The organism is Pseudomonas sp. EB271-G4-1 (genome assembly GCF_058791355.1).
Window position 1 is genome coordinate 111,284 of sequence record NZ_JBYTEO010000009.1, and the last position, 17,500, is coordinate 128,783.

Annotated in this window: 14 protein-coding genes; 8 read left to right on the forward strand and 6 right to left on the reverse strand. The window is 62.0% G+C overall.

Annotated elements, in window-relative coordinates:
* Positions 1-45: 45 nt before the first annotated feature.
* On the forward strand, positions 46-1,086 hold the full coding sequence (locus AC3WWR_RS07170; protein ID WP_020800203.1) for an AraC family transcriptional regulator: 1,041 nt from the start codon (positions 46-48) through the stop codon (positions 1,084-1,086).
* Between the two features lie 5 nt (positions 1,087-1,091).
* Positions 1,092-2,897 (forward strand): ABC transporter ATP-binding protein, encoded by a 1,806-nt coding sequence (locus AC3WWR_RS07175; RefSeq protein WP_033045219.1) that lies wholly within the window; start codon positions 1,092-1,094, stop codon positions 2,895-2,897.
* A gap of 3 nt (positions 2,898-2,900) precedes the next feature.
* On the opposite strand, the gene AC3WWR_RS07180 is transcribed toward AC3WWR_RS07175, so the two are convergent.
* The 3 genes from AC3WWR_RS07180 to AC3WWR_RS07190 all read right to left on the reverse strand — a co-directional run bounded on the left by AC3WWR_RS07180 (position 2,901) and on the right by AC3WWR_RS07190 (position 6,367).
* Positions 2,901-3,869, reverse strand: a complete 969-nt coding sequence (locus tag AC3WWR_RS07180) for an alpha/beta hydrolase (RefSeq protein WP_033045220.1) — start codon at positions 3,867-3,869, stop codon at positions 2,901-2,903.
* A 173-nt stretch (positions 3,870-4,042) separates the two neighbouring features.
* Positions 4,043-5,044 carry an NAD(P)H-quinone oxidoreductase gene (locus tag AC3WWR_RS07185; RefSeq protein ID WP_020800199.1) on the reverse strand — a complete coding sequence of 334 codons (1,002 nt, stop codon included), beginning with the start codon at positions 5,042-5,044 and terminating at the stop codon, positions 4,043-4,045.
* Positions 5,045-5,152: 108 nt separating this feature from the next.
* Positions 5,153-6,367, reverse strand: coding sequence for a YbfB/YjiJ family MFS transporter (locus AC3WWR_RS07190; RefSeq protein ID WP_020800198.1), 1,215 nt, complete (start codon positions 6,365-6,367; stop codon positions 5,153-5,155).
* A gap of 112 nt (positions 6,368-6,479) precedes the next feature.
* On the opposite strand from AC3WWR_RS07190, the gene AC3WWR_RS07195 reads away from it, so the two are divergent.
* Positions 6,480-7,352, forward strand: coding sequence for a LysR family transcriptional regulator (locus AC3WWR_RS07195; RefSeq protein WP_042955783.1), 873 nt, complete (start codon positions 6,480-6,482; stop codon positions 7,350-7,352).
* 37 nt (positions 7,353-7,389) lie between these two features.
* Here the strand turns inward: AC3WWR_RS07195 and AC3WWR_RS07200 are convergent, their stop codons facing one another.
* The gene (locus tag AC3WWR_RS07200) at positions 7,390-8,112 is read right to left on the reverse strand and encodes a pirin family protein (protein WP_020800196.1); all 723 of its coding nucleotides are present in this window, start codon (positions 8,110-8,112) and stop codon (positions 7,390-7,392) included.
* Between the two features lie 165 nt (positions 8,113-8,277).
* Here AC3WWR_RS07200 and AC3WWR_RS07205 point away from each other — a divergent pair, with 165 nt between their 5' ends.
* On the forward strand, positions 8,278-9,228 hold the full coding sequence (locus AC3WWR_RS07205) for a GlxA family transcriptional regulator (RefSeq protein ID WP_033045225.1): 951 nt from the start codon (positions 8,278-8,280) through the stop codon (positions 9,226-9,228).
* Positions 9,229-9,390: 162 nt separating this feature from the next.
* The gene (locus AC3WWR_RS07210) at positions 9,391-10,893 is read left to right on the forward strand and encodes an ATP-binding protein (RefSeq protein WP_492598571.1); all 1,503 of its coding nucleotides are present in this window, start codon (positions 9,391-9,393) and stop codon (positions 10,891-10,893) included.
* On the opposite strand, the gene AC3WWR_RS07215 is transcribed toward AC3WWR_RS07210, so the two are convergent.
* Positions 10,858-13,662, reverse strand: coding sequence for an ATP-binding protein (locus AC3WWR_RS07215; protein ID WP_492598572.1), 2,805 nt, complete (start codon positions 13,660-13,662; stop codon positions 10,858-10,860). The two genes, AC3WWR_RS07210 and AC3WWR_RS07215, sit on opposite strands and share 36 nt — an antisense overlap.
* Before the next feature lie 290 nt (positions 13,663-13,952).
* On the opposite strand from AC3WWR_RS07215, the gene AC3WWR_RS07220 reads away from it, so the two are divergent.
* The gene (locus AC3WWR_RS07220) at positions 13,953-14,528 is read left to right on the forward strand and encodes a flavodoxin family protein (RefSeq protein ID WP_033045231.1); all 576 of its coding nucleotides are present in this window, start codon (positions 13,953-13,955) and stop codon (positions 14,526-14,528) included.
* Positions 14,529-14,560: 32 nt separating this feature from the next.
* Positions 14,561-15,385, forward strand: a complete 825-nt coding sequence (locus AC3WWR_RS07225) for an alpha/beta fold hydrolase (RefSeq protein WP_020800190.1) — start codon at positions 14,561-14,563, stop codon at positions 15,383-15,385.
* On the opposite strand, the gene AC3WWR_RS07230 is transcribed toward AC3WWR_RS07225, so the two are convergent.
* The gene (locus AC3WWR_RS07230) at positions 15,375-15,857 is read right to left on the reverse strand and encodes a helix-turn-helix domain-containing protein (RefSeq protein WP_432669400.1); all 483 of its coding nucleotides are present in this window, start codon (positions 15,855-15,857) and stop codon (positions 15,375-15,377) included. The genes AC3WWR_RS07225 and AC3WWR_RS07230 overlap by 11 nt on opposite strands.
* Positions 15,858-16,014: 157 nt before the next feature.
* Between AC3WWR_RS07230 and AC3WWR_RS07235 the strand changes: the two genes are divergently transcribed.
* Entirely contained in the window at positions 16,015-16,935 is a 921-nt protein-coding gene (locus AC3WWR_RS07235) for a LysR family transcriptional regulator (RefSeq protein WP_020800188.1), read from the forward strand.
* Positions 16,936-17,500: the final 565 nt, after the last annotated feature.

A 17,500-nucleotide genomic window follows, 5' to 3' on the forward strand; every position in this document is an offset into this window, starting at 1 on the left:
CTGATGTTTTTTGCCATTTCGGGTGATGGGGAGCGAAGCGTTCGCATGCGGGAAAAGGACTCGGTAGCCGCCTACTTCGTGCAGGCGATGATCCACGGGCTGGGGGACGATCCACAGCGAGTGCGGGCTGTGCTGGAACAGGCCGGTATCGATCCGGCGCTGATGCAGGACCCCACCTCGCGGGTGTCGGCCAATGCCTTTGCGGCGTTGTGGCTGATTCAGATCCGCGAGCTGAATGACGAGTTCTTCGGGCTCGATTCCCATGGCATGCCGCCGGGCGCATTCGCCCTGATTTGTCGCGCCTTGATCCAGGAGCCGGACCTGCACAAGGCCATGCGCCAGTGCCTGGCCAACTTCGCCCTGTTCCTCCGGGATTTTCGCGGCACGCTGACCGTGCGCGGCAAGCGGGCGGTCATCAGTCTGGACAGCCAGGCGGCCAACGAAGACGTCAGCCGATTCGGCGAAGAGACGTTCCTGGTGTTGATGATCAGCCTGCTCTGCTGGCTGGGTGGGAGGCGCATCCCGATCGACCGCGCGGACTTTCGCCATGCGCGCCTGTCACTCAGCGATGACCGTTTGCTCTGGGGGCCGAACCTGACCTTTGGTGCCGAGCGCACCGAAATCGAGTTCGCCAGTCATTACCTGCGCCTGCCGGTGGTCCAGGACCTGGCGTCGCTCAAAGTGTTCTTGCGCACCGCGCCACAATGGCTGGTGATCCGCTTTCGCAACCAGCACGGCCTGGCGTCGCAGGTACACCAGCGCTTGCGCAACAGCCATTACAGCCAATGGCCGACCCTGCAGGCCTTTGCCCTCGAACAACACCTGAGCCCCAGCACCTTTCGCCGAAAACTCGAACGCGAAGGCTGTTCCTATCAGGAGATCAAGGACGAAGTGCGACGCGCGGTGGCGTTCGAACAGTTGCGCGGGAGCCAGGCCAGTATCGGCGATATCGCCGAACAACTGGGTTTCCAGGAGCCGAGTGCATTTCATCGGGCCTTCAAGAAGTGGACGGGAGAGAGCCCGGGGCGGTATCGGGCGCGGTTTCAGGAGGGGCGGCTCGAAACCTCGGCGGAGTCTGACAGGTGAGCCCGATGTTTGACCGTGTCACCTCGCTTCTCGACCAGGCACGCCGTGCCTTGCTCCTTGTCTGGGGTACATCCCGGGGGCTGTTTCTGGGGCTGGTGCTGGCAACGCTGGTCGCCGGTGTACTTCCGGCGCTGGCGGCATGGCTGGGCCAGCGCATTGTCGACGCCGTGGTCTTCGCCATGCAATTGCACGCGCAGCAGGGCAGTGCGCCGTTGTGGCCGGTGCTGCGCTACGTGCTGTTGGAAGCGGGTGTGCTGGCCTTGCTGTCCGCCACCCAGCGGGCGCTGTCGGTACAGCAGTCGCTGTTGCGGGTGCAGCTGGGGCAGAAGGTCAACACGATGATTCTGGAAAAGGCCCAGACGTTATCGCTGGTGCAATTCGAGAATTCGGAGTTCTACGACAAGCTGGTGCGGGTTCGGCGCGAAGCCTCGACCCGGCCGTTGGCGTTGGTGATGAAGTCGCTGGGGCTGATCCAGAACCTGATCGTGCTGATCAGCTTCGGTGTGTTGCTGGTGCATTTTTCACCTTGGGCCCTGGTGTTGCTGGTGGTCGGTGCGTTGCCGGTATTTTTTGCCGAGGCGCACTTTTCCGGCGATGCCTTTCGCCTGTTTACCCGCCGCGCACCGGAGAGCCGGCAGCAGAACTACATCGAGACGTTGCTTTCCCATGAGGGCTACATCAAGGAGGTCAAGCTGTTCGGTTTCGCGCCGCTGCTGTTGCAGCGTTACCGCGACACCTTTGCCAGGCTTTACGCCGAGGACCGGCGGCTGACCCTGCGTCGCGATGGCTGGGGATTTGCTCTCGGCCTGCTGGGCACCGCGGCGTTCTACCTGGCCTATGCCTGGGTGGTGGTCGACGCGGTCCACGGCAGTATCAGCCTCGGCCAGATGACCATGTACCTGGTGTTGTTCAAGCAAGGACAGGCGGCGGTGAGCAGCAGCCTGAGCGCCATCAGTGGTTTGTACGAGGATGGCCTCTACCTGTCGGGCCTCTACGAATACCTGGCCGAACCCGTGGTTGCCGACACCGGTCATCTGACCGTGGGCGCGGTGCCTGGCGACGGCCTGCGCTTCGAGAACGTCGGCTTTCGTTACCCGGGGGCCAGTCGCGCCGCGCTGACAGGCATCGACCTGCATCTGGTGCCGGGGCACAGTGTGGCGCTGGTGGGGGAGAACGGTTCGGGCAAGACCACGCTGATCAAACTGTTGACCCGGCTGTATCGGCCCGATCAAGGACGCATCCTGCTGGATGGCAGCGATCTGCAAGCCTGGGAGGAAGACGCGCTACGCCGGCGGATTGGGGTGATCTTCCAGGACTACATCCGCTACCAGTTTTCCGTCGGCGAGAACATCGGCGTGGGCGACACGTTGGCGTTCAAGGATGAGCAGCGCTGGCAGCAAGCCGCCGCCGAAGGCATGGCTGCGCCGTTCATCGAGCGCCTCGATCGCGGCTATGCCACGCAACTGGGGCGCTGGTTTGCCGGAGGGCTGGAGCTGTCTGGTGGGCAATGGCAGAAAATCGCCCTGTCGCGCGCCTACATGCGCCGCGATGCCGATATCCTGATCCTCGACGAGCCGACCTCGGCACTCGATCCGGCGGCGGAAGCGGCGGTGTTCGAGCATTTCAGCCAGCACACCCAAGGTCGCATGACCCTGCTGATTTCCCACCGTTTTTCCAGCGTGCGCAACGCCGATCACATCATCGTGCTGGATCAGGGCAGCATCCTTGAACGTGGCGATCATGCCACGCTGGTCACGGCCGGGGGGCGTTATGCGCAGCTGTTCGACCTGCAGGCCCGGGGTTATCGATAACACTCAGGAATCCTGGGCACCCCGTGACACCATGCCCCGTGAACCCTTAGCCCCGGCTATCTGCGGTTTTGCCCGCATCAGGCCTTCGAGCGCCTGGCGATACTGGCTGCCGCCCAGGCTCATGCTGTTGTTGTGCGTGCCGCCGGGTATCAGCAACAAGCGCTTGGGTTCATTGGCCGCATTGAACAACTGCTGACTGAACCGCGACGGCATAAACCGATCGGCCAGGCCATGGACCACCAGCAACGGCATGTCGATGTCGACGATCTTGTCGATGGAGTCGAACTTCTGCGACAGCAACCAGCGCACCGGCAACCAGTTCACCGGCAGGTTGTTGCCCGCGACTTCAGTGACGGCATCGCCCAGGGAGGTGAAGGTGGACTCGATCACCAGGCCGCGCACCGGGACCGGGCGTTTTGCCTTTTTCGCCTGGGCGGTCAGGTCTGCCGCCAGGTCGATGGCCACCGCGCCACCCAGGGAGTGGCCGTAGATCAAGCGCTTGCTGGCATCCGGTTGCATCGCGGTGAAACGATCCCAGGCGGCCCGGGCATCTTCGTAAACGCTGGCTTCCGACGGCAGGTCGCCCTGGCTCTGTCCGAATCCGCGATAGTCGATCGCCAGCACCGAGTAGCCCATGGCTCGCAACTGCTCGATGCGAAAGGCCTGGCCGGTCAGGTTCCAGCGTACGCCGTGCAGGTAGAGAATCGATGGCGCGTCACGGCGCGCGGCCGGCCACCACCAGGCATGCAGGTTTTGCCCGGCCTTGAACTCGACGGGCTTGATGTCGAATTCCTGCACGTCCCCAGGCAAACCGCGATACCAGCGGGCCGTGCCCGGTTCAATGCGAAACAGCAACTCGCGCTCTTTGTACTTGAGTGCGCCGCAACCCACGGGCAGGCCGACGACCAGCGCGGCCATGCACAGCAGCGGCAGCCAGCGCAGGCGCAGGCGAGTGAGGAGGGCAGTGGCCATCGGGTGGTTCACCGGTATGGACATGAAGTGCGCGTTTTAACAGATGCGCGCGCGGGGTGGGGAAAAATGCGACTTGTGGGAGCGGGGTTGCTCCAGGCGGCGCTGCGACGAAGGCGATGGCACAGTCGACATTGATGCTGTCTGACACACCGCCATCGCCAGCAAGCCGGCTCCTACAGGTCCACGCGCAGCACGATTTTGCCGATGTGGTCGCCGGCTTCCATCCGCGTATGGGCTTGTGCCGCCTCGGTGAGCGCGTAAACCTGGTCGATCATCGGCAGGCAACGCCCGGCCGCAAGTACCGGCCAAACATATTCGCGCAGCTGTTCGGCGATCGAGGCTTTTTCTTCCCGGGTGCGCGAACGCAACAGCGAACCGGTGACCACGGCGCGCTTGGCCATGATCGCCAGCAAATCGACATCCTTGCCGAAGGCACCGCCGAGGAAGCCCAGCATCACCAGTCGACCTTCCATGCCCAATGCCGCGATATTCTGGTTCAGGTACGAGCCGCCCATGATGTCGAGGATGACATTGACGCCTTTGCCGGCGGTTTTTTCCGCAATGACCTGGACGAAGTCCTGATCGCGATAGTTGATCGCTTCGGCGCCCAATTGGCGGATTACCGCACACTTTTCCTCACTGCCCGCCGTGGCGAATGCCTTGATGCCGAACTCGCGGCACAACATCAGCGCGGTGGTGCCGATGCCGCTGGTGCCGCCGTGGATCAACGCGCGCTGGCCTTTGCTGGCGCCGCCCATGTCGAACAGATTGGCCCACACCGTAAAGAAGGTCTCCGGGACCGCCGCCGCGTGCACCCAGTCCATGCCTTCGGGTATCGGCAGGGCCTGGCTGGCCGGGACCACGCAGTACTGCGCATAGCCGCCGCCATTGGTCAGCGCACAGACCTTGTCGCCGACGATAAAATCACTGACTTGCGCGCCAACGGCGACCACTTCACCGGCCACTTCCAGTCCCGGGATCGGGTTCATGCCGGGTTTCATCGGGTACTTGCCGGCGCGCTGGATCACGTCGGGGCGATTGACCCCGGCGGCGTGCACGCGGATCAGCACTTCACCGACGCCCGCCGTGGGCAAGGGTACCTGGCGCGGTTGCAGGACTTCGGGGCCACCCGGTTGGGGGATTTCAATCAAGGTCATGTCTTTAGGCAAATTCATTGCATATACCTACCTGTGTGGAAAATCAAAAGATCGCAGCCTGCGGCAGCTCCTACATGGGAATGCAGACACCTGTAGGAGCTGCCGCAGGCTGCGATCTTTTGACCTTCATGGGCAACTGGCCTGAACAACAGGGTCAGGTCGATTCATCAAGCGCACCGCCAACTCCAGCAACAACGCCATCACAATGGCTCCGGCCGCAATTTCGAACATCAGCCCATGATGGCCGCCGCTGGCATTGAACAGGGCCGAATAAGCAAAGCCGGAAATGGCCTGGAAGGTGGCGAAGGACACAGTGGCGCGACTCCAGACCACCTGTTGCTGATGATGCCCAGGGACCAGTTCGTGAACCCGTGCCAGTGCCAGCGGCACGATGCCTGGGGGGAATGATCCGAGGATCAGCGCCAGCACGGCCAATGAGGCGAAGGCGCTGGATACCGACAGCGCAGCCACGGCAATCGCCTGCACCAGCAACACCATGCGGATACTGCGCTTGGCGCCCAACTGATCCGCAAGAAAACCATAGCTCACCGGCCCGACAATCGCGCCGAGGCCGTACATCACCCAGATCAGTGCGCCGACATGTTGCCCGGCGCCGAGGCCGCGAGCCACGTAATCCACCAGGAACACCATGGCCGGCACCAGCCCCGCCGCCATGAGTGCGTATTGGGCAAACAGCAGGTAGACACCCGGGTGGGTGCGGGTCGGCGCGCCATGGTGCGTCTCTGTCGTCATTGCCTGGTGTGCGACCGCCGGCCACCCAAACCAGCTGATGGCGGTCAGGATCAGTGCCAGCAAACCGAGGCCGAGCCAGGTTTGCTGCAGGCCCAGGCTCAGCAACGGCGGAACGATCGTTCCCGAACCGGCAATGCCCAGCCCTATGCCGAGAAAGATCGCGCCACTGGCCAGGCCTCTGCGCGAGGCGGGCACATGCGGCAACACCGTCGACGCCACCAGCACCATGATCGCGCCGCCGGCGACACCCGAGAGTAAACGCCAGCCGAAAAACCAGCTCACCGACAAGGGGAACGCACAGGCGAAGAACGACAGTGTGACCGCCAGCATCATCAGCCGCAGTGCGCTTTTGTTGGACGTGCGACGTGCCAGCGGCTGGCCGATCAGTGCACCGATCAGGTAGCCCACCAGGTTGGCGGCACCGAGGTACACCACGTCGCTGGCGGAAAACCAATGGGCCTGGATCAGCGAGGGAATCAACGGCGTATAGGCAAAACGTGCCAGGCCAATGCTGACCAGGCTGGCGCACAGGCCGGCAAGGATCGGTAGCCAGAATGCATTGCGTGGGGTGTTCGAGGGAGTGAGCATAAACGCTCTCCTGCAGATTTTTACTGGTGATCAGCTTAACCAACTTCTGTGATGCACTAATGCAGCGAATTCGCGTTATGGTGATGCATAAATGCATCTTATGGAGGACCCAATGAATTGGGATGACGCACGGGTGTTTCTCGCGGTCTGCCGCGAATCAACACTGCGCGGTGCCGCGCGGGTATTGGGTGTCGATCAGGCCACGGTGGGGCGGCGCATCACTGCGCTGGAAAAATCATTGAACGCCACGTTGTTCCTGCGCACCAGCGATGGGTATGCGCTGACAGCCGTGGGCGAAGCGGCGATGCGCGCGGTTGAGAAAATGGAGCATTCGGCTCTGGAACTGCAGCGGCGCATCCAGGGCCTCGACGACCGGCTGACGGGCATTGTGAGGGTGACCACCACCGACTCCCTGGCCATCGACTTCCTGATCCCGGCCGTCGCCCGCCTGCATCAACGTCACCCCGACGTGCGGGTGCAACTGGACGCCTCGACACAAATCCTCAGCCTGGCCAAACGCGAAGCCGATATCGCCGTGCGCAATACCCGGCCGGACAACCCGGACCTCATAGCCCGGCGAATCGCCCGTTGGCCGGTGGGCCTGTTCGCCTCGCAAGCCTACGTGGATGCCCACGGTATTCCCGAGCCAGGATCGGCATTCGAAGGGCATGACCTGGTGGTTTACCAGCCGTATTTGCAAGGTGGCAAGGACATGACACTGGTCAACGAACCCGTAGTGCGCGGGCGGATTGCCGCGAGCCTGAGTTCCAGCCTGCTGGTGCGGCGTTCGATTGCCGCAGGCATCGGGATCGGGGAGATTCCCGTGTATGTGGGGGAGAAGGATGGGCTGGTCCGACTGTGGCCGGAGCGCACGAGGCCGTTGCCGTATGACGTGTGGCTGGTGACCCACGCGGACCTTCGGCATACCGCGAGGGTCCGTGCGGTGATTGATGAGATTGTCGAAGGTTTTTCCGGGAACCTGTAGGAGCATGCTCGCTCCTACAGGGGCTGGTGTAGGCCTGTTATGGCATTTCTGGCAGTTCTTGCGGGCGCAAGTCGAACACCAGCACCTCGGCATCCACCCCATTGCTCAAGGTCAGCAACTGTTCCTCGCGAACCCGCACACCGTCGCCTGCCTGCATCGGCACGCCGTTGAGTTCGACGCGACCGCGAGCCACATGCACGTAGGCGTAGCGATTGGCGGCCAGTTCCAGAGTCGCAGTTTCCTTGCCATCGATCAGGCCGGCATACACTCGCGCATCCTGGCGCACTTTCAGCGAGCCCTGGGCGCCATCGGGGGAGATAATCAATTGCAGGCGACCGCGTTTCTTCTGCGTGCTGAAGTGTTCTTGCTGATAGCGCGGTTTGGCTCCGCTGACGTCAGGGACAATCCAGATTTGCAGGAAGTGCACGGGCCGCGAGTCCGAGTGGTTGTACTCGCTGTGCGCCACGCCGCTGCCGGCACTCATCAACTGTACGTCGCCGGGACGGATCACCGAGCCAGTGCCCAAGGTATCCTTATGTTCCAGCGCACCCTCGAGCACGTAGGAGAAAATCTCCATGTCGCGGTGCGGATGCTGGCCGAAACCCTTGCCGGCTGCCACGCGGTCATCGTTGATCACCAGCAGGTCGGAAAAACCCTGTTCTTTCGGGTTGCGATAGCTGGCGAAGGAAAAGGTATGGAACGACTTCAGCCAACCGTGATTAGCCAGGCCACGATCCGATGCTTTGCGAAGGGTCAGCATGATGAAATCTCCTGTGGGGACGTCAATTCGTCCGAGTGAGGAGAAGGTTAATGTTTATCGATTGATGCAATAAGTAGCTGAAAATTGAAATACTGTCTCTTTCAGATTGACAATAATGCGCCTGAGGGCGCGGTACATATCCTTTTTTCCAGTGATGTTGAACCCATGAAAACCGTAGCAATGGTGCTGTTCCCCGACTTTCTCCTGCTCGACATGGCCGGGCCCATGGAGGTGTTTTCCATTGCCAATCGTTATCTGAAACCCGATGACCACTATGTACTGACGACCCTTGGCACCGAGCCCGGCGCCTTGAGGGCGTCCAATGGCGTGAAGGTGCAGGCAGACTTGCCTGTCGATCAGGCCTGTGATGGCTTCGATTTGCTGCTGGTGCCCGGTGGGCCTGGTGCCTACAACCAAAAATATCCGCCCTTGCTCGAGTGGCTCAAGCACAACGTCAGTCGATCGAAAACCTATGGTTCGATCTGTACCGGGGCGTTTGTGCTGGGACACGCCTGTTTGCTCGACGGCTATCGCGTGACCACCCACTGGCATTACACCGACCGGTTGATCAAGGCATTCCCCAAGGCGACGGTCGAGACCGACCAGATTTATGTCCAGGACCGCAACCTCATCACTTCCGGCGGCGTCACCGCCGGCATTGACCTGGCGCTGGCGGTGGTCGCCCAAGACCATGGCAAGAAGGTCGCCCAGGATGTGGCCAAGGTGTTGTTGGTGGTCATGAAGCGCCAGGGTGGCCAGGCGCAGTTCAGCCCGTTGATGGCGGCAGTGGCTCCGCACGAAACGGCGATTACCCGGGTGCAGAACCATGTGCTCGAACATCTGGACGAAACTTTCAGCATTGAGCGCATGGCCGGCCTCGCGAATATGAGCCCGCGGCATTTCGCCAGGGTCTTCGCCCGGGAAGTGAGCATGACACCCATGGAGTTTCTGCAAAGCGCACGTATCGACTGCGCCAGGAGCCTGCTGGAATCCGGTGACTTGCCGCTCAAGACGGTAGCGTTCAAAAGTGGATTCGGCAGCGTGCGGCACATGCGTTTCCTGTTCGGTGAAAAGCTTGGCCTGACCCCGACCCAGTATCGCGAGCAATTCAGCTAGCGCCCGTGTCCGTCGTGCGCACCCTAATGGCCGTGACGCTCCCCCCGTGGCTGTTGTACCGTCACCTGGGCCTGCCAAGATACCGCTGAGCTCATTGCAATGAAGGCACGCAGCGCCTGGAAGGTTGCGCGTGCCGAGCAGTTTTCCAGCGGGTGACAGTGGATGAACAGCCTTACAAACGTAACCAGCGACACGGTGTTGCACTTCGGTCCCTACGCGTTCCACCTCCAGCAGCGACTGGTCCTGGAGGGTGATCAGCCGTTGCGCCTGGGCGGGCGCGCGTTGGATATCTTGCAGGTGCTGGTCGAGCGTGCAGGCTCGGTGGTCAGCAAAGACGAACTGATTGCCCGGGTCTGGCCAAGGTCGGTGGTCGAGGAAATCAACTTGCGCGTGCACATTGCGGCGCTGCGTCGGGTCTTTCGTGACGGACAGGGCGGGCGTGACGGACAGGGCGAGCATTGCTATATCGCCACGATTCCTGAGCGTGGCTACAGCTTTGTCGCGCCGGTGCGACAGGCGCTGGAGGTGACTCCATTGCCCTGCGACACCTTTGCGAGCCCGGCGCACAATTTGCCGGCACGACTCACGCCCATTACCGGGCGCGATGCAGTCGTCGGCAGTCTGGTGCGCCAGTTGCCGGTGCGCCGTTGCATGACACTGGTCGGGCCCTGTGGCATCGGCAAGACCACCGTTGCGCTGCGTGTCGCTGAATTGCTGTTGCAGCACTATCGCGATGGCGTGTGGCGGGTGGATCTGGCGCTGATCGATGACCCGGCGCAACTGGTCGAGCATCTGACGCGCACCTTGCCGCTGGGCATCGGAGCGGACGTGGACGCGCTGGGGCGCTGGCATGCATTGCTGGTCCTGGACAATTGCGAACACCTGCTGGAAGGCTGCCGGACGTTGGTCGAGGCGTTGCTGACGTCGGCACCTCGCCTGTCGATCCTGGTCACCAGTCGTGAACCGCTGCGGGTCACCGAGGAAGTGCTCCTGCCTTTACCGCCACTGTTGGTACCCCCCGCGTCGGCATTGTGCAGTCTCGATGAGGTCATGAGTTATTCAGCGGTGCAGCTGTTCGTCAGCCGCGCCCGAGCTCGCCAGCAAGGATTTGCCCTGCGCGAGCAGGACCTCAAGGCCGTGCGCGAAATCTGTCGGCGACTCGATGGGTTGCCCTTGGCCATCGAGCTTGCCGCCGCGCAGATCGATGCGCTGGCGCTGGTGGGACTGCAGGCGCAACTGGATAACTGCTTTCAGATACTGACCCAGGGGCGACGCACGGCAGTCCCGCGGCACCAGACCCTGAAAGCGGCCCTGGACTGGAGCTATGAGCGGCTGGCACCGATGGAGCAAACCGTGTTGCAGCGTCTGGCGGTGTTCAAGTCGGCGTTTACTGACGACGCAGCGCTGGAGGTGATCAGTTGCGCAATGCTGCCGCCGTCGAGTCTGGCCAGCATCATGGAGAGCCTGGCGCTCAAATCGTTGGTGTCGCTGGAGCAAGTCCGCGGCGTGACCCGTTATCGCTTGCTCAATACGACCCGCTGCTATGCCCTGGAAAAGCTCGAACAGAGTGGGGCCTTGCGCACCTACGAAATGCGCTACGCCGGCTTCGTCAGTCACACCCGACGACCTTCAGCCAGGCACGTGGCCCTGCAACTCTGCGAGTAAACGTTGTACAGCGACCAGGTCCGGGGTGGCATGGCCTTCGGTAAACCGCTGGTAGACCGGCGACAGCAACTCCCGGGCTTGTCGGTAGCGGCCCTGGCGTTGCCAAAGCCGCGCCAGCGAGGTGGCGCTACGTAGCTCCCAGGCGAGGGCACCCTGGGCTTTTGCTATGTTGAGCGCCTTGATCAACAGGGTCTCGGCGGTACAGTTTTTTACCGGGCAATCGGCCGCCAGCAGCGCATTGGCCCTGGCCCGCAGAATCTCCGCGGTGCTCCAGCCTGCCGCGCCGGTTTCGGCGCGTTGCAGCAAATCGTCATCGACCAGGCCGCTGTCGAGGGTGACCATGATTTCCTTGATCAAACCCGCACCCGGACGAGATGACGCCTGGGCGTCTGCACCGTCGATGACCTGCGCATAGTGTCGAGCCCAGGTATAGAACAGCAGGACCGAGTGCTTCTGCGCTTGTTCCAGCAGCAGGCGCAAGAGTTCGCGAGCGGTTTGGTTGTCGCCGTTGTAATGGGCGATCAGGCAGCCCGACAGGGCCAGGGTGTAGCAGATCGATGTGCCATGGTTGATCTGCAGCGCAACGTCCAGCGCCTGGCGGGCCGTACGCCAGGCTTGTTCGGGGTGGCCTTGAATCCAGAGGATGCGGGCCAGGATGGTCAGGGCGGCGACGCTCTGGTCGTATTGCACGCCAAACCCATGGGTGAAGCGATTGAGATGACCGCTGTGGGCCATGCGCTGGATCACCTCTTCGGCGTTTATCCGCGCCCGTTGCTGGTCGCCGGCAAAGTGCAGGGTCAGCACACGCAGGCGATGGGTGCTCAAGGACAGCGCGGCGTCATTGTGCAGCCCCAGTCGGTCGAACTGCTCGCTCTGTTCCAGGGCCATTTGATAGTGGCCGCAACTGAGATTGACGGCCAGGTGCCCGGAAATGGCGCGCAACTGACCGGCCACATCGTTGCAGTGAATGGCCAGGGCCCGTGCACTGACGAAGGCTTCGACGGTTTGCGCAGTGCCGCCCTGGGCGTGGTAACAGGTGCTGCCCAAAGCCAGTTTCAGCAGCATTTTCAAGCGCGGACAGGGCTCGGGCGCTGCATCGAGCAGTGTCAGGGCCTTGCGCACATAACCGCCGTACTCGTTCAGTAGCGACAGTTCCTGCCACAGTGGCGTGGATGTCGCGGTCAGGCGGATCGCCAACGCATGCGGGCCTGGCGCAGACAGCCCCCAGTCGAGCGCTGCGCGCAGGTCGTCGAGGCTGCGGGCATACCGTTCGATCCATTGTCCGGTGGGAATATGCTCCCAGTCGTTTTGCGCCTGCTGCATCAGTACCAGGCATCTCTGGGCGTGGCGGTCGCGGGTGGCGGGCAATTCAGCGCTCTGTTCGAGTTTATCCAGGGCATAACTGCGGGTGGTGTCGAGCAGGCGGTAGAAAACCGCTTCGTCACCGACGTCCACGTTCAACAGCGACTTGGCCACCAATTGCGTGATCGAGCCAAACACTTCGCTCGGTTCAATGTGTTCACCCACGATCACCGCCGCTGCCGATTCCAGGGTAAAGCCACCGCGGAAGATGCCCAGTCGACGCAGGCAGGTTTGTTCGCAGGCGTTGAGCAGGTTGAAGCTCCAGTCCAGCGTCGTGCGCAGGGTCTGGTGCCGGCCCAGGGTCGTCGGGTTGCTGTGGGCCAGTCGGCCAAAACTTTGCTGCAACTGCGTCAGCAAACCCTGCAGGCCAAGGTTCGCGACCTGCGCGGCCGCCAGTTCCAGGGCCAGCGGAATGCCGTCCAGGCGCCGGCAGATATCGATCACCAGCGGCAATTGGGCGTCGGTCAGTTCAAAGCTGTCGTGGTTGGCCATGGCCCGCTCGACAAACAGCTGCACTGCGGAAAAACCCAGCGCCTGGGTGTGGTCCAGCACGGCAATGGGCGGAGGGCAGTCCAGTGATTCCAGGCGCTGCACGTATTCGCCTTCGGCTCGCAGGCTCTCGCGGCTGGTGGCCAGGATATGCACCTGCGGCGCGCCACGCAGCAGGCTTTCACACAGCAATGCCACGCTGTCGATCAAGTGTTCGCAGTTGTCGATGACCAGCAACATATGCCGTTCGCGCAGGAACGTGGCGAGGCTGTTCATCGGTTCGCTGTCGTGCAGGGACAGTTCCAGCACTGTCGCCAGGTGACCACAGACCATCGCTGGATCGTTGATCGGTGCCAGGTCCAGCAGGCGGATGCCGTCTCGGTAACGGCCGATCAGTTGCTCGGCAACGCGCAGGGCGACGGTGGTCTTGCCGATACCGCCGGGGCCTACGAGGGTGATGAAACGCTGGCGTGGCAGCTGCGCCACCAGGTTGTCGACCAGCACCTGACGACCGATCAGACGGGTGCTGAGCAAGGGCAGGTTATGGCCACTCAATTTCCCGGCGTCGCTGTGTAGGTCTTGCCCGCTGTGCTCCAGCGAGCACGGTGCAACAAAGCTGTAGCCACGCTGGGCCACGGTGACAATGTAGCGCTGGCCGGCCTGACCGTCGCCAAGGGCTTTGCGCAAGGCTGCCATGTGCACCCGCAGGTTGATCTCTTCCACCACGCTGTCGGGCCAGACTTGCGCCATCAGGTCCTGCTTGCTGACAACTTTCCCGGCGTGCTCCAGCAGGATCAACAGGATGTCCATGGCACGTCGGCCCAGGCGCAGGGGCCGTTCGGATTCCATCGCCAGACGTCGTCCGGGGTAGATCCTGTAGGGGCCGAAATGCACAGCCTGTTCGGGGGCGAGGGTCAACGGTTTACTCCTGTATGCATGCGTCTGGGACGCGCTTTTCGAGCATATTCCTCAGGTTTTTGCCGCCTTGCAATGCACTGCGCGAGTGACCGTTGCTCAAACGCATTGAATGTCGTGTATCAGGTAATGGCGGGCGGTCCCGTGAACATTGGTCGAAGATGCATTAAACCCGGGTCGCCGGGGCTTTTGGCGTGCCTGGGAAAATTAACAACGTTTAACTCGTCGTGCGTCCGGTCTACGCCAAGACTGCGAACCCTAAATGGATTCTACATGTCTGGAGGACGCCGGAGATGAGCAACGTGGTGGTGGTCTATCACAGCGGTTACGGGCACACCCGGGTCATGGCCGAAGCCGTGGCCCAGGGTGTGCAACGGCACGTGGGTAGCACCTGCCGACTCATTGCCGTCGAAGACGTGGACGAACACTGGGCGTGTTTGCACCACGCCGACGCGATCATTTTCGGTGCCCCGACCTACATGGGCAGCGCTTCGGCAGCCTTCAAGGCCTTCATGGAGGCTACGGCGGCGTTTTACCTGGCGCAACCCTGGCGCGACAAGCTGGCTGCCGGCTTCACCAATTCCGGCTGCCTGTGCGGCGACAAGCTCAACACCCTGCTGCAGATGGCGGTTTTCGCGGCCCAGCATTCGATGATCTGGGTTGGCCTCGACCTGCTGCCCGCACGCTCCGCCACGGGCGAGTTCGACGGCCAGATGAACCGGCTGGGCAGTTCGTTGGGCGCCATGGCCCAGTCGAATGTCGAACAGTCCCCCGACCTCGCACCGCCCGCCGAGGACCGCAGCACCGCGGCACACCTGGGCGAGCGCGTGGCGCGGCTGGCCGAGCGAATGCGCCGCACATCCGATTGATTGACCTCAACCCCACGTAAGGAACACGCCCCATGAGTACGTTCACCACCCGCGACGGCACCGAGATCTATTTCAAGGATTGGGGGAGCGGTCAGCCGATCGTCTTCAGCCACGGTTGGCCGCTCAATGCCGACAGCTGGGAATCGCAGATGTTGTTCCTGGCCACCCAGGGCTACCGCGTCATTGCCCACGACCGCCGTGGACATGGCCGTTCCAGCCAGCCATGGTTCGGCAACGACATGGACACCTACGCCGATGACCTGGCGCAATTGATCGAACACCTGGACTTGCACAACGTCGTGCTGTTCGGTTTCTCCACCGGTGGCGGTGAAGTGGCGCGCTACATCGGTCGTCACGGCACCGAGCGGGTGGCCAAGGCCGGGCTGATTTCCTCGGTGCCACCGCTGATGCTCAAGACCGATGCCAATCCCGGCGGCCTGCCGATCGAAGTGTTCGACGGCATTCGCCAGGCTTCGCTGGTGAATCGCTCGCAGCTGTACAAGGACCTTGCCAGCGGCCCGTTCTTCGGCTTTAACCAGCCAGGCGCCACCCCGTCCCAGGGCATGATCGACTGGTTCTGGATGCAGGGCATGGCCGCCGGCCACAAGAACGCCTACGACTGCATCAAGGCATTCTCAGAAACCGATTTCACCGAAGACCTGAAGAAATTCGACGTGCCGACGCTGGTGGTGCACGGCGACGCCGATCAGGTGGTGCCGATCGAGGCCGCGGGTATCGCGTCGGCAGGATTGGTGAAAAATTCGCGGCTGTTGGTCTACCCTGGCGCGCCCCATGGCCTGACAGACACCCACAAGGATCAGCTCAACGCCGATCTGCTGGCATTCCTCAAGGGTTGATGCATGCCGGCGATGGCGTCCGTGAAGTCGCCATCGCCGGCTCCAGCAGGTTTGTTTGTGCGGGTGAGGCGGGAAGGGCGCGTACTGTGCGGCAACGCCAGGCAAACGGATTGATGCCTTCACTGCGGGTGAACATGTGGCAGAAATGCGCCTGGTCGCAGAAGCCGCATTCGAGGCTGATTTGCGTCAGGCTCAGGTCAGTGTGCTGGATCAGCAGCTTGGCCCGGGCGATGCGTTGTTGGCGGATCCATTCCTGGGGTGAGCAACCGGTGCTGCACTTGAACGCCCGGGAAAAATGACTGCGCGACAGCGAACAGGCCTGGGCCAGTTCGGTCACTTGCAGGGTTTCTCCGAGGCGCTCGAGGATCAGCCGTTTGACCAACCGCTCGCGCTGCGGACTGAGGCCGCTGGTGCTTTTGCCTTGTGTTTGTGCGACTGCCGCGCGGGCGGCGCTTTGCTGCAACTGAGCCATGGCGAATGTCCGTGTCGGTAGGCTTCATTCTTGAACTCCAGGGCTCTGGGTTGCGAGTTAAACGTTGTTAATTCCTCGTCCATGACGGGCACTCTTGCGTAAAGTCAGACACAATCGCTGCCTCGCGCCTGGCTCAACACAAAAAGGAACCGTGCCTATGAACCGTAACGATCTGCGCCGTGTCGACATGAACCTGTTGGTGATTTTCGAAGCCTTGATGTTCGAGAAAAACCTGACCCGCGTCGCGGAAAAACTGTTCATGGGCCAGCCTGCCGTTAGTGCGGCCCTGGGACGGTTGCGCGATCTGTTCGATGACCCTTTGCTGTTGCGCAACGGTAGAAGCATGGAGCCGACGGCGCGGGCATTGGCGATTCTCAAGGAGTTGCAACCGGCGATGGATACCATTTCCGGCGCGGTAAGTCGCGCCAAGGAATTCGATCCTGCGACCAGTTGCGATGTGTTTCGCATTGGCCTGTCGGACGATGCCGAGTTCGGGTTGTTCCCGCCACTGCTGAGCAAGCTGCAGGAAGAAGCACCGGGCATTGTCGTGGTGGTACGCCGGGCCAATTACCTGCTGATGCCGGCCTTGCTGGCGTCGGGGGAAATTTCCGTGGGCGTCAGCTACACCACCGAGTTGCCGGCCAATGCCAAGCGCAAGAAACTGCGCGATATTCCCTGCAAAGTGCTGCGCGGTGACAAGCGACCGGGAACGCTGACCCTGGATGAGTATTGTGCGCGTCCCCATGCGATGGTCTCGTTTTCCGGGGACCTGAGCGGCAATATCGATCTGGATCTGGCGAAGGTTGGTCGTACCCGTCGAGTGGTGCTGGGGGTTCCGCAGTTCAGTGGTTTGCGCGCGTTGCTCGCCGGGACCGAGATGATTGCCACGGTGCCCGATTATGCAGCGTGTGCGTTGGTGGAGGGGTGTGGCTTGCGCGCTGAAGATCCGCCGTTCGAGATTGCGGCGGCGCAGTTGTCGATGGCGTGGAGTGGGGTGCATGACAATGATCCGGCGGAGCGTTGGTTGCGGTCGCGCATCAGTCAGTTCATGTCTGAGCCTTTGGCTGTTCTGGCTTGACCTTGGCGGCCTGGTAGCCGACCAGGTTGCTGGTTGTTTGAGTACATATCCGTTGCTGCGGTAACGGCCGCTTAGGGTTTCGCCCTTACGGCGAGTCCCTTTTGTCAAACGCCACAAAAGGAACCAAAAAGTCTTGCCCCAGCGTCCGGCCCTTCGCTGGGGCTCGGCGTTCCTTCGCTCCGGTGTCCATCCGGGGGCATCGCCCTCCGGTTGGCTTCGCTGGCACCTACATGCGATGTGTTCGACTGCGTCGAACGGCGCTGCGCGCCACTCCCCGGATGAACACCTCCACTCAGCCTCCCGAAGGTGCGGGCAGATCAAGATCAAGATCAAGATCAAAAGCTGAAGGCGAGCTAACGCTCGGCCTGATGAGTGGTGAAGAGCGGGGTGGTGTACGCCGCTTTGCTTTTGCTTTTCTGTAGGAGCTGGCTTGTCAGCGAAGGCGGCCTTACAGCCGACCTGTTTCCTGCAGATGTACACGTACCCACTGTGGGAGATTCTATGGTTGAGGGGAAGCCCTCAACTGGTTTTCGGTTGGTATTCACTCTGCCCCTTCAGCAGGGCG

What these genes read in the sequence shown, in the direction of transcription:
- AC3WWR_RS07195 (WP_042955783.1), top strand. Translation starts at nt 6,480, where the DNA reads ATGAATTGGGATGACGCACGGGTGTTTCTCGCGGTCTGCCGCGAATCA.
- AC3WWR_RS07190 (WP_020800198.1), bottom strand. Translation starts at nt 6,367, where the DNA reads ATGCTCACTCCCTCGAACACCCCACGCAATGCATTCTGGCTACCGATC.
- AC3WWR_RS07230 (WP_432669400.1), bottom strand. Translation starts at nt 15,857, where the DNA reads ATGGCTCAGTTGCAGCAAAGCGCCGCCCGCGCGGCAGTCGCACAAACA.
- AC3WWR_RS07170 (WP_020800203.1), top strand. Translation starts at nt 46, where the DNA reads ATGCGGGAAAAGGACTCGGTAGCCGCCTACTTCGTGCAGGCGATGATC.
- AC3WWR_RS07180 (WP_033045220.1), bottom strand. Translation starts at nt 3,869, where the DNA reads ATGGCCACTGCCCTCCTCACTCGCCTGCGCCTGCGCTGGCTGCCGCTG.
- AC3WWR_RS07220 (WP_033045231.1), top strand. Translation starts at nt 13,953, where the DNA reads ATGAGCAACGTGGTGGTGGTCTATCACAGCGGTTACGGGCACACCCGG.
- AC3WWR_RS07200 (WP_020800196.1), bottom strand. Translation starts at nt 8,112, where the DNA reads ATGCTGACCCTTCGCAAAGCATCGGATCGTGGCCTGGCTAATCACGGT.
- AC3WWR_RS07175 (WP_033045219.1), top strand. Translation starts at nt 1,092, where the DNA reads ATGTTTGACCGTGTCACCTCGCTTCTCGACCAGGCACGCCGTGCCTTG.
- AC3WWR_RS07205 (WP_033045225.1), top strand. Translation starts at nt 8,278, where the DNA reads ATGAAAACCGTAGCAATGGTGCTGTTCCCCGACTTTCTCCTGCTCGAC.
- AC3WWR_RS07185 (WP_020800199.1), bottom strand. Translation starts at nt 5,044, where the DNA reads ATGAATTTGCCTAAAGACATGACCTTGATTGAAATCCCCCAACCGGGT.
- AC3WWR_RS07225 (WP_020800190.1), top strand. Translation starts at nt 14,561, where the DNA reads ATGAGTACGTTCACCACCCGCGACGGCACCGAGATCTATTTCAAGGAT.
- AC3WWR_RS07235 (WP_020800188.1), top strand. Translation starts at nt 16,015, where the DNA reads ATGAACCGTAACGATCTGCGCCGTGTCGACATGAACCTGTTGGTGATT.
- AC3WWR_RS07210 (WP_492598571.1), top strand. Translation starts at nt 9,391, where the DNA reads ATGAACAGCCTTACAAACGTAACCAGCGACACGGTGTTGCACTTCGGT.